The organism is Paenibacillus glycinis (assembly GCF_009909185.1).
Lineage (GTDB): Bacteria > Bacillota > Bacilli > Paenibacillales > Paenibacillaceae > Paenibacillus_Z > Paenibacillus_Z glycinis.
The window spans coordinates 20,023-35,758 of sequence record NZ_JAAAMV010000029.1 but is presented as its reverse complement, the minus strand read 5'-3'; the positions used below and the strand labels follow the sequence as shown (position 1 = coordinate 35,758).

General features: G+C 59.5%; 13 protein-coding genes. 8 read left to right on the top strand and 5 right to left on the bottom strand.

Annotated elements, in window-relative coordinates:
• Positions 1-87 precede the first annotated feature (87 nt).
• Positions 88-1,590, top strand: coding sequence for an IMP dehydrogenase (locus GT019_RS27515; RefSeq protein WP_161746661.1), 1,503 nt, complete (start codon positions 88-90; stop codon positions 1,588-1,590).
• A gap of 291 nt (positions 1,591-1,881) precedes the next feature.
• A complete protein-coding gene (locus tag GT019_RS27510) occupies positions 1,882-2,754 on the top strand; it encodes a sugar phosphate isomerase/epimerase family protein (protein ID WP_161746660.1) in 873 nt (290 codons plus the stop codon).
• A gap of 66 nt (positions 2,755-2,820) precedes the next feature.
• Here the strand turns inward: GT019_RS27510 and GT019_RS27505 are convergent, their stop codons facing one another.
• Positions 2,821-3,429, bottom strand: a complete 609-nt coding sequence (locus GT019_RS27505; protein ID WP_161746746.1) for a DUF2087 domain-containing protein — start codon at positions 3,427-3,429, stop codon at positions 2,821-2,823.
• Positions 3,430-4,242: 813 nt separating this feature from the next.
• Between GT019_RS27505 and GT019_RS27500 the strand changes: the two genes are divergently transcribed.
• Entirely contained in the window at positions 4,243-4,947 is a 705-nt protein-coding gene (locus tag GT019_RS27500; RefSeq protein ID WP_161746659.1) for an MBL fold metallo-hydrolase, read from the top strand.
• Here the strand turns inward: GT019_RS27500 and GT019_RS27495 are convergent.
• The 3 genes from GT019_RS27495 to GT019_RS27485 all read right to left on the bottom strand — a co-directional run bounded on the left by GT019_RS27495 (position 4,936) and on the right by GT019_RS27485 (position 8,142).
• Entirely contained in the window at positions 4,936-5,907 is a 972-nt protein-coding gene (locus GT019_RS27495) for a helix-turn-helix transcriptional regulator (protein ID WP_161746658.1), read from the bottom strand. The genes GT019_RS27500 and GT019_RS27495 overlap by 12 nt on opposite strands.
• Before the next feature lie 33 nt (positions 5,908-5,940).
• Complete coding sequence (locus GT019_RS27490) at positions 5,941-6,996, bottom strand: RluA family pseudouridine synthase (protein WP_161746657.1); 1,056 nt, start codon at positions 6,994-6,996, stop codon at positions 5,941-5,943.
• A gap of 312 nt (positions 6,997-7,308) precedes the next feature.
• The gene (locus tag GT019_RS27485; RefSeq protein ID WP_161746656.1) at positions 7,309-8,142 is read right to left on the bottom strand and encodes a phytanoyl-CoA dioxygenase family protein; all 834 of its coding nucleotides are present in this window, start codon (positions 8,140-8,142) and stop codon (positions 7,309-7,311) included.
• Positions 8,143-8,315: 173 nt separating this feature from the next.
• Here GT019_RS27485 and GT019_RS27480 point away from each other — a divergent pair, with 173 nt between their 5' ends.
• The 4 genes from GT019_RS27480 (at position 8,316) to mgrA (ending at position 13,922) form a co-directional block, all read left to right on the top strand.
• A complete protein-coding gene (locus tag GT019_RS27480) occupies positions 8,316-9,197 on the top strand; it encodes a helix-turn-helix domain-containing protein (protein ID WP_161746655.1) in 882 nt (293 codons plus the stop codon).
• A 151-nt stretch (positions 9,198-9,348) separates the two neighbouring features.
• Entirely contained in the window at positions 9,349-10,887 is a 1,539-nt protein-coding gene (locus GT019_RS27475; RefSeq protein ID WP_161746654.1) for a stalk domain-containing protein, read from the top strand.
• Between the two features lie 156 nt (positions 10,888-11,043).
• Entirely contained in the window at positions 11,044-12,861 is a 1,818-nt protein-coding gene (locus tag GT019_RS27470) for a B12-binding domain-containing radical SAM protein (protein WP_161746653.1), read from the top strand.
• A gap of 68 nt (positions 12,862-12,929) precedes the next feature.
• Positions 12,930-13,922: an L-glyceraldehyde 3-phosphate reductase gene (gene mgrA / locus GT019_RS27465; protein ID WP_161746652.1), complete on the top strand. Its 993-nt coding sequence runs from the start codon at positions 12,930-12,932 to the stop codon at positions 13,920-13,922.
• Positions 13,923-14,183: 261 nt separating this feature from the next.
• On the opposite strand, the gene GT019_RS27460 is transcribed toward mgrA, so the two are convergent.
• Positions 14,184-14,771 (bottom strand): DUF1349 domain-containing protein, encoded by a 588-nt coding sequence (locus GT019_RS27460; RefSeq protein ID WP_161746651.1) that lies wholly within the window; start codon positions 14,769-14,771, stop codon positions 14,184-14,186.
• A 168-nt stretch (positions 14,772-14,939) separates the two neighbouring features.
• On the opposite strand from GT019_RS27460, the gene GT019_RS27455 reads away from it, so the two are divergent.
• On the top strand, positions 14,940-15,668 hold the full coding sequence (locus GT019_RS27455) for a DsbA family oxidoreductase (protein ID WP_161746650.1): 729 nt from the start codon (positions 14,940-14,942) through the stop codon (positions 15,666-15,668).
• Positions 15,669-15,736 lie beyond the last annotated feature (68 nt).

Sequence of the window (15,736 nt, the reverse complement as noted above, 5' to 3'; positions counted from 1 at the left end):
AATCCGCGCTTCCATTGCTTGTTTTTGGGCTCTGTGATATGCTTGTAAAAATTTATCCGGAATCCATCCTGCAGGAGGCGACATTTTTTGGCTCATTTTTATATGGAACCGTCCCGCACCTTCAGCGAATTTCTGCTGGTGCCGAATCTGACGACCAAGAACTGCAACCCGTCCAACGTATCGCTCAAGACCCCGATCGTGAAATTCAAGAAAGGCGAAACGCCGGCGTATTCGCTCAATATTCCGTTCGCCTCCGCCGTCATGCAGGCCGTCTCGGACGACCGCATGGCCGTGGCGCTTGCGCGCAGCGGCGGCATCTCGTTTATCTTCGGCTCGCAAACCGTAGAAAGCCAGGCGGAAATGGTTCGCAAGGCGAAGAGCTACAAGGCGGGCTTCGTCGTCAGCCGCTCGAACCTGATGCCAAGCCATACGTTGAAGGACGTGCTGGAGCTGAAGGAACGGACGGGTCACTCCACCGTCGCCATCACGAGCGACGGCTCGCCGAAAGGCAAGCTGCTCGGCATCGTAACGGGCCGCGACTATCGGATCAGCCGGGATTCGCTGTCCAAATCCGTCGGCGATTTCATGACGCCGTTCGCGAAGCTGATCTACGGGAAATCCGGCATCACGCTGTCGGAAGCGAACGATCTCATCTGGGATCACAAGCTGAACTGCCTGCCGGTCGTGAGCGACGAAGGCAACCTGGAATACCTGGTGTTCCGCAAAGACTATGACGAACATAAAGAAAATCCGACCGAACTGCTCGACGCGAACAAAAGCTATATCGTCGGCGCGGGCATCAACACGAAGGATTACACGGAACGCGTGCCGGCGCTCGTCGCGGCAGGCGTGGACGTACTGGTCATCGATTCCTCGGACGGTTACTCGGAGTGGCAGAAGGACACGATCGAATACGTCAAATCGAACTTCGACGACGTCAAGATCGGCGCGGGCAACGTGGTCGACCGCGAAGGCTTCCTGTACCTCGTCGAGGCGGGCGCCGACTTCATCAAGATCGGCATCGGCGGCGGTTCCATCTGCATCACGCGCGAACAGAAAGGCATCGGCCGCGGTCAGGCTTCCGCGCTGATCGAAGTGGCCGCGGCGCGCGACGAGTACTACGAGCAAACCGGCATCTACGTGCCGATCTGCTCCGACGGCGGCATCGTGCACGACTACCACATCACGCTGGCGCTGGCCATGGGCGCGGACTTCGTCATGATGGGCCGCTACTTCGCCCGTTTCGACGAAAGCCCGACGCGCAAGCTGAAGGTCGGCAACAATTTCGTGAAGGAATTCTGGGGCGAAGGCTCCAACCGCGCCCGCAACTGGGAGCGGTACGACACCGGCGGCAAGGCGGGCCTCATGTTCGAGGAGGGCGTCGATTCCTACGTGCCGTACGCGGGCAGCCTGCAGGAGAACCTAGGCAAGACGATCCACAAAATCAAATCGACCATGTGCAACTGCGGCTCAATCACCATACCGGAGCTGCAGCGCAACGCGCGCATCACGCTCGTGTCCGCGACCAGCATCGTCGAGGGCGGCGCGCATGACGTCATTCTCAAGGAAAACAACATTACCGGCGAATAGCGCCGATCGGCACGAGAACGAGAAAGCTGCACGGAACCCCTGGGGTTTCGGCAGCTTTTTTTCGTGCGCGCGGCGCGTTCTCAGGCATGAAATCGTAGGGGAGTTATGGATTCTCCTCCGAACGGCGCTTGCCGCGGATAGACGGGCATCGTATCATTGTCTTGATCCCATTATTTGGGGAGGATGCCGATTCGGGGTTCGAAGGCGTATAGTTCAAAATCGGTTGCGGAGCGCGTCCACGGCAAGCGCGCATGGGATCTTATTCAGGTTAGCGGAAAGGCGGAAAACGCAATGAAAATCGGATTAAGCACGTATAGTTTATTGAATGCGCTCAAGTCGGGAGAAATGACCGTGCTCGACGCCATTGCATGGATTGCCGAGAACGGCGGAGAGCATATGGAGATCGTGCCCTATGGCTTCACGCTCGTCGATAACCCGGAGCTGGCCGAGGCCGTGAAGCAAAAGGCGAAGGAAGCAGGCATCCAGCTGTCCAACTACTCCATGCCGGCGAATTTCGTGCAGCCGGACGAAGCCGCCTTCGAAGCGGAGATCGTCCGCGTCAAATCGCATGTCGATCTCGTTCGCGGGCTTGGCATGACGCATATGCGCCATGACGTCACGGCGTTTACGATCGAGAAGGAGCAGATGACGATCGCGTGGTTCGAGGAAAGCTTACCGCTTATCGTCAAAGGAAGCCGCATCATTGCCGATTATGCGGCGGAATACGGCATCACGACGACGATCGAGAATCATGGCTTCAGCGTCCAGGCGAGCGATCGCGTGCAGCGGGTCCTGCAGGCGGTGGACCGCCCGAATTTCCGGACGACGCTCGACATCGGCAATTTCATGTGCGTGGACGAGAATCCGGTCATCGGCGTCATGAAGAACCTGCCTTATGCCTCGTTGGTGCATGTCAAGGACTTCTATTTCCGACCGTTCGACGAGCCGCCGGGCGGAGGCGACTGGTTCCGTACCAGCAACGGCAACTACCTGCGCGGCGCGATCGTCGGGCACGGCGACATTCCGATCCGCCGCATTCTCAAGCTGATCAAGGATTCCGGGTATGACGGCAACATGACCGTCGAATTCGAAGGGATGGAAGAATGCAAGGCTTCGTCTAGGATCGCGATGGATAATCTCCGTCTCCTGTGGCAGGAGGCATAAATTAATTAGCGACGTTCTAGCTGGACGCGCGCCAGCATCTCCAAGCGCGGGGACGCCGATCGGCAGTTACGCCAGCGTCTCCCAGCGCTCCCACATTTCGCGCGGGTTGCGTTCGTACACTTCCTGCTCCCGGTAGAGATACGCATGCATGATGAATTCCCGCCGAATCGTCGCGAAGTCGGGATGATACTGCTTGATGAATGCGTTCAATTCCTTCTCCGAATAGCTGCGGCCTTCCTGCAGCTGCTCCGCAAGCGACTCCAGCACGATGCGTTTCTTTTTGAGTTGGGCGGGGATATGCTTCAGCTTGCCTTCCGCGGTAAAGAAATTGCGCAGCACGGACGCTTTCAGCCGTTCGTTCTTCTCGTCCATCGGTTCCACCTCCTTTGCAAGGGCGTTCGCGGGCTTGGCCAGGAGCGTCTGCAGAGAGCCCTCGTATTGCTTCAGAAAGTACTGGTCCAGCGAAAAATAAATGGCGTTCTTGTCGCGCCGCTCATGAATAAGGCTCACGGCGCGTAGCTTGGCGGCATGGTGCGTGATCGTGGCGGGGGAGAGATAAAGCTTCTCGGCCAGCTCCTGGCCGGTCATCTCGCCTTCGGACAGCAGGATCAGCATGCGGATGCGGGTGGGATCGGCCAGCGCTTTGTGATAATTGACGATCTTGTCGAGCTGCATCATGCGATATGCGTCTCCTTCAACTGATTTAATGAATATCTAATTAGATAATATTCTAATTAGATGCGCAGGTCAAGGGGCACTTCCCTAGCAGACGAAAGAGACGCCGATTGCAGCATGCGCGCAGAAGCGTTGGCCGAAACGTTAATAGGGATCCCGCTTGTCTGCTGACAACCGGAATCCCTATTCGTTCGACATGCGCCTATTCAATTATTTACCGCTCTCCATTCTAAATGCAGCCAACCACATTTTCAGATTTTCGTTTCCGATTGATTGCTTGCGCTTTTCGGTCCCCGCATGCTCCTTGTTTCACGAATCCGCCTGGCTCCTTTCGCGGATAAGATGGAAACATGCTTCGCTGACATTCTCCAATGGACTATCCCCTCTCCCATAGAAAGTGGACTGCCGATCAACAGTGTCGAAGGCGTCTCCCGAAGGCGAAGCGTTCGTCTTGGAAGCGTTCGTCTTGTTTGATCTGACCTCAGTGTACAGGCGTTTTTAAATTTTGTAAATATTCAGAATATTATAAAATCGACTGAATATCGCCGAAATATTGCCATATCCTTCCGCATGCTCGCCCATGTTTACAATTCCTCAATTTGGCGAATGCCGTCGTCTGCCTGCCCTGATCGACAGGCACGAAGCAACAAGCGGGACGGAACCGATCACGGCTTCTGCAGCGAGGAGGAAAGCCCTGTGCGGCTTAATCGCGGTACTCGTTTCCAAATTGGTTATTGACAGCGCCACGGATATAAATTATATTATAACCAACGGTTAGTAACCACTGGTTATGTTAAAAGGAGCGGATGAATAATGAAGATCGAACGGATTTCCGAGCATGTATGGAGCTTGAGCACCTGGATGATCATTCCGATTCATATCTGGGCGGTCGAGGAAGAGGACGGCATTACGCTGGTGGACGCGGGGATATCGATGATGACGAAGGGCATCGCGGCATTCGTCGAGAAGCAGCTCGGCCGCCCGCTTCGCCGTATCGTGCTGACGCACGGCCATTCCGACCATGTCGGCGCCGTGAAGGGCTTGCTAGAGAAATATCCGGACGTGACCGTATACGCCCATGCCATTGAAATTCCTTATATGGAAGGCCGCACGGCGTACCCGCGCCGCAAGAAAGCTGCGCAATCCGTGCAGCCCGGATTGGCCCGACCGCTTGCGGCCGCGGCGGATGGCAAGCTTGCCCCGATCGGGGGCTTGACGCCCCATCTGACGCCGGGCCATTCGCCGGGCCACGTCGTGTATTATCATGGGCAGGACGGCGTCATGCTGGCGGGCGATTTGTTCACTTCGAAGAAGGGCCGTCTCCGCAAGCCGATGCCGATGTTCACGGCGGACATGGCGGAAGCGCTCCGAAGCAGCGAGATCGTGCGCAAGCTGCGTCCGAAGCGGCTGGAGGTTTGCCACGGGAATGCCGTCTTGAATCCGGCGGACCAGCTTGACGCTTATCAGAAGAGCCAGGGCGGCATCGGCTCGGGCAGCGGCATATCGTTACAGCGGTAGTTGGTAGTGTCTGTGCAGCTCCAAGGCGAGGTCGGCCATGCGCGTCCGTAATTCAGGGGGAGAGAGGATGTCGAGCTTCGCTCCGAATCCGATCAGGTAGTAGGGCACGTAGGTGAGAAGCATGTCTTCTTCCAGCAGAAAATGCGCCTGTTCCTTCGTGCGTTCGACGAGCGCGTCGCCGAACGGCCCCGTCTCGCACAGCGCGTTCAGCGTTCCCGGCTGGCCCCGCACGATGACGGTAACGGGCTTATCGCCGTCCGAACCGCTCCACGGCTTCAGAAATCGAAGCATATACGCGCGCGCAGAGAAATCCTCTGGCCGGCTGAAGGCGCCTTCCGTCGGAGAGGCGGAGAGGATGCGGTCCACGCGGAAGCTGCGGATCTCTTGGCGGAGGTGACAGTGGGCGACGATATACCATTTGCCCTTCCAATGCACGAGACCGTAGGGATCGATCTGCCGCCGCTGCGGCTCAAGCCCGACGCCCTTCAGATGCTCGATCAGCATCGTCGCGTTCGCGGCCACGGCACTCTCGAGCTGCCGCAGCAGCGGTTCCATGCCGGCATCGGCGCCGGAGCTGATGACGTCGAAGCCGACCAGATGCTTGTCGATCGCGCTTCGTTGATCCTCGTTCGCGTACAGCTTCAGCTTCGCGAGCGCCTGCCGGAGCACGTCGCCGTAGGGATAGCCCGCTTCCTGGGCGAAGACGGCCGCTTGAATAAGCGCCTTCTGTTCCCCCATGTCGAAGAACAGCGGCGACTCCTTGAACTGGGCGAGCAGGCTGTAGCCGCCGTTATGCCCGGAATCCGCCACGATCGGCACGCCGCTGGCGCACAGCGCGTCGATGTAGCGGTATACCGTGCGAATATGCATCTCCAGCGCATCGGCCAGCTGTTTGGCCGTCATGCGCTTGTTTGCTTTGAGCAGCCAGAGGATGGCGAGCATGTTGTCTGCTTTGGACATGGGCTTACCTCTTTCTTATCGCCTCGATCATCGTTATTTGGCCGTGAACCCTTCCTTGAACGGATTCAGGAACGATTTCGGAATGTCGGTCTCGAATCGCGCGAGCTTGCCCGTCGCGGGATGCTTGAACGCCAATACGCGGGCGTGCAGGCCTAACCGGCCGATGGCCCGGGATCTGGAGCCGTATTTCTTGTCGCCGACGATGGGATGGCCGATGTCTTCCATGTGCACGCGGATCTGGTTCTTGCGCCCGGTCTCGAGCGACACCTCCAGCAGGGAGAAACTCGCGTTGCTTTGAAGTACCTTGTAGTGGGTAACGGCATGCTGCGCGTCGGTCGGGTTGTTCGTGGAGTACATTTTCAGCGTCTTGCTCTCCTTGAGGTACGACGAAATCGTGCCCTCCGGTTTCTTCACTTTGCCCTCGACGAGCGCGATATAGGTGCGTTCCTCGACGCTGTCCTGCCAAGTCGTCTGCAGCTCCTGCTGGGCTTGCTCGTTCTTCGCGAACATCATGACGCCCGACGTGTCGCGGTCGAGCCGGTGCAGGACGAAGATCCGGCTGCGGGGGTCGGATGCGCGCACATGCGCCGTCAATTGCCGGTATGCGGTCAGCTCGCTTTCTTGCTCGGAGGCGATGGAGAGGAGCCCCGCGTCCTTCACCACGACGATGATGTCGTCGTCCTCGTGAAGAATGGTCAGGCCGATCAGCGGCGGCTTCTCCGCGATGCGTTCCTTGGAGACGGCGACCTTCTGGCCGGGTTGCAGCGCGTAATTGTAGAGCTTGACCGGCTTGCCGTCTACGGCGATCTGCCCGCGGCTCAGCATGGATTTGATGGCATTGCGGCCTTCTCCCGCGACATGCTGAAGCAGGAAGGCGAACAGTTCTGCCGGTTCTTTTACCTCGTAGGTGCGGGCGGCCGGCTTGACGGGCACGCGCGGCGCGGCAGCCGGTTTGCCGGCGGTCGCTCGGCCGGCGGCGTTGAGCTGCGCGCGGGGACCGCCTTGCGGCGAGGATTTGCCGCGGGCCGCCGGTTTGCCGTTCGGGCCGCCGTTCGCGGCGGCGGGTTTATACGGACGTTTCTTTTCCATGACTCTTATACGCTCCTAAACAATCAATCTGACTCCTACTATACCGAAAGTAGCGATGCCTTACAAACCTTGGCCGCAGTGCGGCCGGTACCAATAAAGGGCTTGGCGCGATTCGGCGCCGGCGGCGGGGGAGCTATCTTAGCAGCGACGCTGCATGGTTTAGGCGGCTGCCGCAGCTCGGCGGCCGCCGAGCTGCCCGCCGACAAAGCTGCACGTCCGTCACGGACTGCTAAGGAAAAGGCCTCCCCGCAAAAAGGAAAAACCTCCATCCCGCCGAAAAGCGGAGATGAAGGTTCTGCAGCCGAAGGCCGGTTAGATTTGCACGCCTTGCTTCTTATACACCTCGGGGAAGTGGTCGCCGACGAGCAGTTCGCCCGGCTGCACGTTCACGTAAGAAAGCATGGCATGCTCGCCGATCGGCTCGTAGCGCGTATGGCCCGGCATGTAATGAACGGCGATGGCGCGGCGCTTCATGTCCGAACGGTTATGCGGGCTGCCGTGCCAGGTGAGGCAGTGATGGTAGCCGACCTGCCCCTTCTTGATTTCGAACGGGACGGCTTCGACGTTGGCGTTGTTCGGCAGCATTTCCGGCTGCTTGTGGAACGGCTTGAAGTCTTTGGTGCTCGACAGGTAGCGCTGGTGGTTGCCCCACTTATGGCTGCCCGGCACCATCCACATGCAGCCGTTCTCGATGACGGCATCGTCGAGCGCGACCCAGGCGCTGACGAGATCGGCCGGCTGGATGATCGGCCAGAGCGGATGATCCTGATGCCAGGCCGTCGGTCCGCCCGTCACCGGCGGTTTGTATTGGATCTGGTCATGCCAAATGCGCAGCGAGTTCGTATGCGAGAGCTGCGCGACTTCCTCGCAGATCCGCGCGTTCCCCGCATGCTGCAGGTAGAGGTCGCTCGCCATCCAAATATTGACGATTTGCACGACCCGCTCGCTCGCGATCATCTTCATGTTGTCGTACGGCGAATCCGACTCCAGCATATTGCGGTTCAGCACGGGCTTATTTACCGATTCGCCGTTCATGACCTTGTCGAGCTCCTCGCGCAGCGCCTCCACTTCCGCGTCGTTCAGAACGACGTCGCCTTTCAAAAACCCGTTGTTTTCAAATTCGGCCAATTGTGCTTGACTTAACATAGCAGTATTCCTCCCTGAGCGTTCGTTTTCGCTGATTTCGCCTTGCCATGAACTAAGCATAGCGCAGGATGAAAGCGGTGTATTTACACAGACGAAACAGGGCTTTGCACTTTTCTAATATCCTTGAAGCGGCGGCGGTCGGCCGGCGCTTCTGCGAGAGGAGCCGTGCCGCCATGTCGCAGCGCGAAGAGGAAATCCTCATCGGGGCGCTCGAAGAGCTGCAGCCGACGGTTAATTTTGCGAGTCATGCCCTGATCGGGGCCGGGTCGGTGTTCGGTCCGCGGATCATCCCGGACTATCAGCTCTTCTACTTATTGTCCGGCCGGGCGAAGATCGCCGTCGGCGGAGATGTCCGGCTGCTCGCGCCAGGCGAATTCGCGCTGTACGGGCCGGATTGTCCGCACGGCATCACGATCCTGGAGGAGGCCGCCTTCATCGGCATCCATTTTCATTTTCGCCATGCTTCTCCGGTTCCGGTGCATCCCGCGTTCTCGATCGCGGCGTCCAGCGAGGAAGCGATGGCCGGGAGCCTTCGTCGCCGCCACCTGCTGGCCCTTGACGGCGGGGAGGAGCTGGAGCTTCCTCCGTTCCTGGCGGTTCCGGGGCTTGAGCCCACCTTGATGCGGATCGTCAAGGAGTACATGAACGAGCAGCCCGGCTATGCGATGCTGCTCCGCTCGCTGATGACGGAGCTGCTGCTGCTTGTCGTCCGCAACCGCCTGGCCGACCGGCCGCAATCGGCGGAGCAGAGCAAGATCGAGCCCGCGCTGCAGGCGATTCACCGGGAACCGGAGAAGAATTGGACCGTGGCCGAGCTTGCCGCGCTCTGCGGTTACCATGCCGTCTACTTCTCGTCGCTGTTCCGGAAGTGCACGGGCGACAACCCGAAGCAGTACCTGATCTCGCAGCGGATCCGCAAGGCGAAATTCCACCTGCTGAGCGGCGAGAAGACGGAAGCGATCGCGGAGCGGCTCGGGTATGCCAGCGTGCACTATTTCTCGCGGAATTTCAAAGAAGAGACCGGCTTGACGCCGACGGAATTCAAGCAGCAGTAAGCATGCAGGCGAACCGCGAATCGATCGCGTCGGATTTTTCCAGCATTCACTAATTCTTCTATTTTCCTTCACGCCGATTTCATAGACAAACTAGACTCGCAGTGATACCATAATATGACGCAAGATTTAGGAGATTATGGAGGAAACAACCGTGAATTTGAAAGTGACCATGAAGCGCACGCTGCTCTCGTCCGTGCTTGCCGCGGGACTCGTTCTGACCCCGGTGTCCATTCTGGGAGCGCCGGATTCCGTCTCCGCGGCCACGGCGCAGACCGCTGCGATCTCCGTGACCGTCGACGGCGCGAAGCTTGCGCTCAGCCCGTCCCCGGTGACGTTGAAAGGCAACGTGCTCGTCCCGATGCGCGCGATCTTCAAGGCGCTGCATTCCAGCGTGACCTGGGAAGGCGGCACGAAGACGATATTGGCCGTCAAAGGCGGCACGACGATCTCGCTGCAGATCGGCTCCAAGCGGGCCGTCAGGAACGGCAAAACGCTCTCGCTCGCGGAAGCGCCGCAGCAAGTGAACGGCGCGACGATGGTGCCGCTTCGTTTCGTGGCCGAAGCGCTGGGCGCCGACGTGCAGTACGACACGGCGAAGCATGCGATCCGCATTACCTCCGCCGAAGCGCTGCTGCAGAAGAAGCTGGAAGCTTGGGAGAAGGAAGAGGAAGCGAGCAAGCCCAAAGCGCTGACCACCAAGCAGATCGTGGATCAGAACGACGGCAAGATCGTGATGATCACGACGGAGATCGGCCAAGGCAGCGGCGTCGTCGTCGGCAAGGACGAGATTTTGACCAATTATCACGTCATCGTCGATACGTCCAAAGGCAGCGCGACGCTGCTGAACGGCCAGGAAGTGGAGCTCGAAGGCATCGTCGGCTATGACGAGGAGAGCGATTTGGCGGTCGTGAAGACGAAGACGCCGCTCAATATCGCGCCGGTTGCCATCGGCCTCGAGGCGTCCAAAGGCGACCACGTCGTCGCCATCGGCAGCCCGCTCGGCATCCAAAACACCGTATCGGACGGCGTTATCAGCAACATCACGTACGAGGGCAACACGGAGTATTACCAGACGAGCGCCCCGATCGACCACGGCAGCTCCGGCGGCGGCCTGTTCAACGACTTCGGCCAGCTGATCGGCATCACGGCCGCGGGGATCGACGATACGCAGGCGGATTTGAATTTCGCCGTCGCTTCGGACAACATCCTGATGCTGCTGTACGACATCGAAGAGAACCCGCCGGCCAAAATCGCCTTCTTGCCGAAGAAGCTCCCGGACTCGCTCAAGGACGCGACGACGGATCAGATCCGCGACGTGGTGGAGGATAACTTCTCCGAGATTCAGTCGTCGCAGGGCACGACCGAGCTGAAGAAGTTCGAAGTGACGCGGGACGCGGACGGCTGGCTCGTCATTACGGCGGTCATCGATCCGACGTTCTACATGGTCTACGGGCATGCGGCCAGCGAAGACATGCGCTTCTGGGCGATCGACGCGGGCTCGCAGCTTCGCGACATGCTGCCGGACGAGAATATCCAGCTGACGGTCTACTACGATCAGACGTTCAGCTTCGAACCGAGAGGCTTCGAGGCTAGCCAAGTAACGGCGCTCGGAGACGGCACGTGGCGCGTGCGCTTCCCGGTCATCGACTATCAAGGCAAAGAAAAAGCGATCGTTCGGGTGAACGCGTAAGCGCGCAAGCCTTCGAACGAGCGAAGAGCGGTACCTTTCGAAATTCCGGCCGGCGGCATGCGGCGGGGGCTTCGAGGGGGCCGCTCTTCTTTTTTGCGGTCGAGTTCGGTACAATAGAGACTAGTCCAATTCGCGAAAAAGGCAGGAATCACGAACATGAAAGTCGTACTGGCGACCTTGAACGCCAAATATATACACACCTCGCTGGCGCTTCGCTGCTTGAAGGCCTACAGCGAGAAGGATTTCGATATCGATATCGCGGAATACACCATCAAGGATCCGGCCATGAACATCGTGGCGGATCTGTTCGCGCACGCTCCCGACGTCGTGGGCTTCTCCTGCTATATTTGGAACATCGAAGAGACGATCACGGTCATCGACATGCTGCGCAAAATCAAGCCGGAGCTTCGGATCGTGCTCGGGGGTCCCGAAGTGAGCTACGATTCGGCCCAGTGGCTGGAGCGCCTGGGACAGGTCGACTATATCGTCGTCGGCGAAGGCGAGGAGACGTTCCACCATCTGCTCACGGAGCTGTCGGGCAGCCGCAAGTTTCATATGGTGTTCGGGCTTGCCTACCGCAAGGAGCACGAGGAAGGACGGATCGAGGTCATCGTCAACCCGCCGCGTCCGAAGCTGGACCTGGCGACGCTGCCCTCTCCGCACCGGTTTCCGGAGGACGTCTCGCGTCTCGCGAGCCGCGTCGTTTATTTCGAGACGAGCCGCGGCTGCCCGTTCAGCTGCCAGTTCTGCTTGTCGAGCATCGAGGTCGGCGTCCGCTACTTCGACATGGAACGGACCAAATCCGATATTCTGTATCTGATCGATTCCGGCGCGAAGCTGATCAAGTTCGTGGACCGGACATTCAACATCAAGCGGGATTACGCGCTCGAAATCTTCAAGTTTCTGATCGAGAACCACCGCGGCTGCGTGTTCCAATTCGAGATCACGGCGGATATCATGCGACCGGAGGTGCTCGATTATTTGTCGGAGCACGCGCCGCCGGGCATCTTCCGCTTCGAGATCGGCGTGCAGTCGACGAACGACCTGACGAACGAGGCGGTGCAGCGGCGCCAGAACTTCATGAAGCTGTCGCGCACGGTCATGAAGGTGAAGGAGAGCGGCAAGATCGACCAGCATCTCGACTTGATCGCCGGCCTGCCGCACGAGAATTACGACTCGTTCCGCAAAACGTTCAACGACGTCTTCGAACTTCGTCCGGAGGAGCTGCAGCTCGGCTTCCTCAAGATGCTGCGCGGCACGGGCATGCGCATCGACGCGAAGAAGCACGGCTACATCTACATGGACCGGGCGCCGTACGAGATTCTCGGCAACGATATTTTGCCGTTCTCGGATATCGTGCGAATCAAGCGCGTCGAGGACGTGCTCGAGAAGTATTGGAACGCGCACCGGATGGACCATGCGCTGCTCTATCTGATCGAGCGGGCGTTCCCGTCGGCATTCGATTTCTTCCAGCTGTTCGGCGATTTCTGGGAAGGCCGGGGCTGGCAGAAGATCGGCCATCAGCTGGAGGACCTGTTCTCGCGCCTGTGGACGTTCCTGTCGGAGGACTACGTCGGCCGCGCGGACCAGCTGGAGCGGCAATGGTCGCTCGAGGTCGCGCTGGGCCTGATGAAGCTGGATTATTTCCTCGGGCACAACTACAAGCCGCGCAAGGTCTGGTGGGACTTCAGCATGGAGAAGGGCGACTGGAGCGGCTGGATGAAACGGCTGGCGGAGCGTCCGGCGGACGTCTCGGAGGCGTTCGCTTCGCTCGGACTAAGCGAGAAGGAGCTGCAGAAGCATGCCGTCATCGAGCGGCTGCCCTTCGATCTGCGGCGTTATCTGGCGGAGGGCACGGTCTCGGCGGACGAGGAGACGCTGCTGATCGTCGTGTACGGAGGCGGCGGCAAAGGCGAGCAACGGAGCGCCGAATTCTTCACGCTGCCGGTCTTGGCTGCCGCTGCCCAAGCTTGAGCCGGCACCGCGGCTGAGGTAAGATGAGAGAGGCTTTATAATACGGCTCGCAGAAGGAGAGATATTCGTTGGTATACGCAGCGCATCCAGAACGGTATGCATCCATGATCTACAATCGCGTCGGGAAGTCGGGACTGAAGCTTCCCGCGATTTCGCTCGGACTTTGGCATAATTTCGGCGGTGTCGACACGTACGAGAACGGACGGGCCATGCTTCGCCGGGCGTTCGACCTCGGCATTACGCATCTCGACCTGGCGAATAATTACGGACCGCCCGCGGGCTCCGCGGAAGAGATGTTCGGCCGGATGATGACGACGGACTTCGCGCCGTACCGCGACGAGATGATCATCTCGTCCAAGGCTGGATATTACATGTGGCCGGGCCCGTACGGCGAATGGGGTTCGCGCAAATATTTGACGGCGAGCCTGGATCAAAGCCTGAAACGGATGAACGTGGATTACGTCGATATTTTCTACTCCCACCGCTTCGATCCGGAGACGCCGCTCGAAGAAACGATGGGCGCGCTCGACCAGATCGTCCGTTCCGGCAAAGCGCTCTACGTCGGCATCTCTAGCTATAGCGCGGAGCAATCGGCGGAAGCGATTAGCATCATGAAGAAGCTAGGCACGCCGCTGCTCATTCACCAGCCGAGCTACAACATGTTCGACCGCTGGATCGAGAACGGGCTGCAAGACGTGCTGGACGAGCATGGCGTCGGCAGCATCGCGTTCGTGCCGCTCGCGCAAGGGCTGCTGACGAACAAGTACTTGGGCGGCATTCCGGCCGATTCCCGCGCGGCAAGCAAGACCGGCGCGCTGCAGGAAGGGGCGGTCACGCCGGAAGTCGTGGCGAAGCTGCAGAAGCTGAACGCGCTCGCCCAAGAGCGCGGCCAAACGCTGGCGCAAATGTCCCTCGCCTGGGTATTGCGCGGCGGACGCGTCACCTCGGCGCTGATCGGCGCAAGCCGCGTCAGCCAAATCGAAGACAACGTCGCGGCGCTGAACAACCTGTCGTTCACGGACGGCGAGCTGGCTGCCATCGAATCGATCCTGCGCGGTTAGCCGGATCCTCCGGTGCGTGCAGCAGCCCGCGCCATGCATGCCATTCATTGCCGCAACGGCTTGAATCCAAGACCGCTTTCCCGTTCGCCGAACGGGGAAGCGGTCTTTTGCGTGCAGCGAGTAAATTTGCTTGCTCGTGCAACGGGCGATTTGCGGCTTTAGAGGCGGCACGCATGAACGGTGCGGCATTACTCTGCTCTCAGCGCAAGAGACGGGCGCAGGATGGCCGCCGTCGGCTGCAAGCGAGCCAGGCGGCTCTAGCTAGCTTACGGGAAGCGCCGTCAGCGTCAGAAAATCGAACGCGACCGCGCAGCCCGTTCCTTGCGGCGATTGCGCGACGACCCCGGCTTGGCATTCGGCGGGCAGCCGCATGCCGAAGTAACGGATCAGCTCCCAATCTTCGCCGTTCGTCGAATAATGGAACGAGATGCAGGCAGCCGCCCTGGTTACGCGCAGATAAGGCTTCTCGACGTCGACGCGCTCGGAGTTGCAGTCGTCGGAGGAACCGTCCTTCGTCACGACGGACACGATCGTGGGGTAACGTCCGTTGTGCTCGAAGCACAGCTTCGCCCAGTTCCGGTCATCGGCCAGCACCATGAGGCAGCCGGAATCGTAGCGGTGCTTCATCTCCGCGCTAACCCGGGTCGCCAGCGCGAAGGAATCGCCCGCAGGCAACCGCAGGAACGGCGCCGAGCCGGCGATATGCTTCCCGGCGGGGTCTTGGTAATAATCGGCCTTGGGCGGAGCCTGCATCAAAAGTCCGCCGTCGTCCGCGTAAGTCCATCGCTCCGGCTCGTTGGTCCAAGTCAACGCGTGCCTGGCGCTTTCGCTGAATAGATTCGTCGTCATCGTCGCTGATCTCCTTTTCGAATTAACGGGTATCGGAACTATACATTCTCGCTGCAAACGCTTACTCCTGCCGTTGGCCGAAATTGCGCGCCGGAACATTCGACCTGCCGGAAAGTTGACGGTATAATACAGTCAACGACGTTTATTCTGACCATGGAGAGTGCGATGATGAAGGTAGAGGTATGGTCCGACATCGCTTGCCCGTTCTGCTACATCGGGAAGCGCCGGTTCGAAGCGGGACTCGAGAAGTTCGCGCATAAAGAGGAAATCGAGGTCGAGTACAAAAGCTTTCAGCTGAATCCGGCCGCCGAGAAGCATCCGAAGCATGACGCCTACGGGCTGGTGGCCGAGAAATACGGCATCAGCCGGGAGCAGTCGGTCAGCATGCACGAGAATCTCGTGAATCAGGCCGCCGAGCTCGGGCTGACGTACAATTTCGAGCACGCGATTCCGGCGAATTCGCTGGACGCGCACCGGCTCATTCATTTCGCGGGGCGCTACGGCAAACGGACGGAAGCGGCGGAGCTGCTGTTCAAAGCGTATTTCACCGATGCCAAGCATATCGGGGAAATCGACACGCTGACCGGCATAGCGGCGGAGATCGGTCTCGATCCGAAGGAAGCCGAAGCGGTGCTGGCCAGCGACGAATTCAAGGCCGAAGTGGAAGCGGAATGCCATGAGGCGTCCATGCTCGGCGCGAACGGCGTGCCGTTCTACGTCATCAACCGCCGGTACGCGGTGGCCGGCGCGCAGTCGAGCGATGTATTCCTGGACGTGTTGAACAGAACCTGGGCGGAGGAAAAGCCGTTGATTTTCATCGACCCCTCCTCCACCGAAAGCAACACCGGGCAAGTATGCACGGACGATAGCTGCGGCATCAGCGAGCCGGAGCAATAAGACGCCCGCGCGAATGCCGTCTTGCCGACCCAAAAAGCACGAACCAGCGAGTCCGCTCCCGGAAGCGG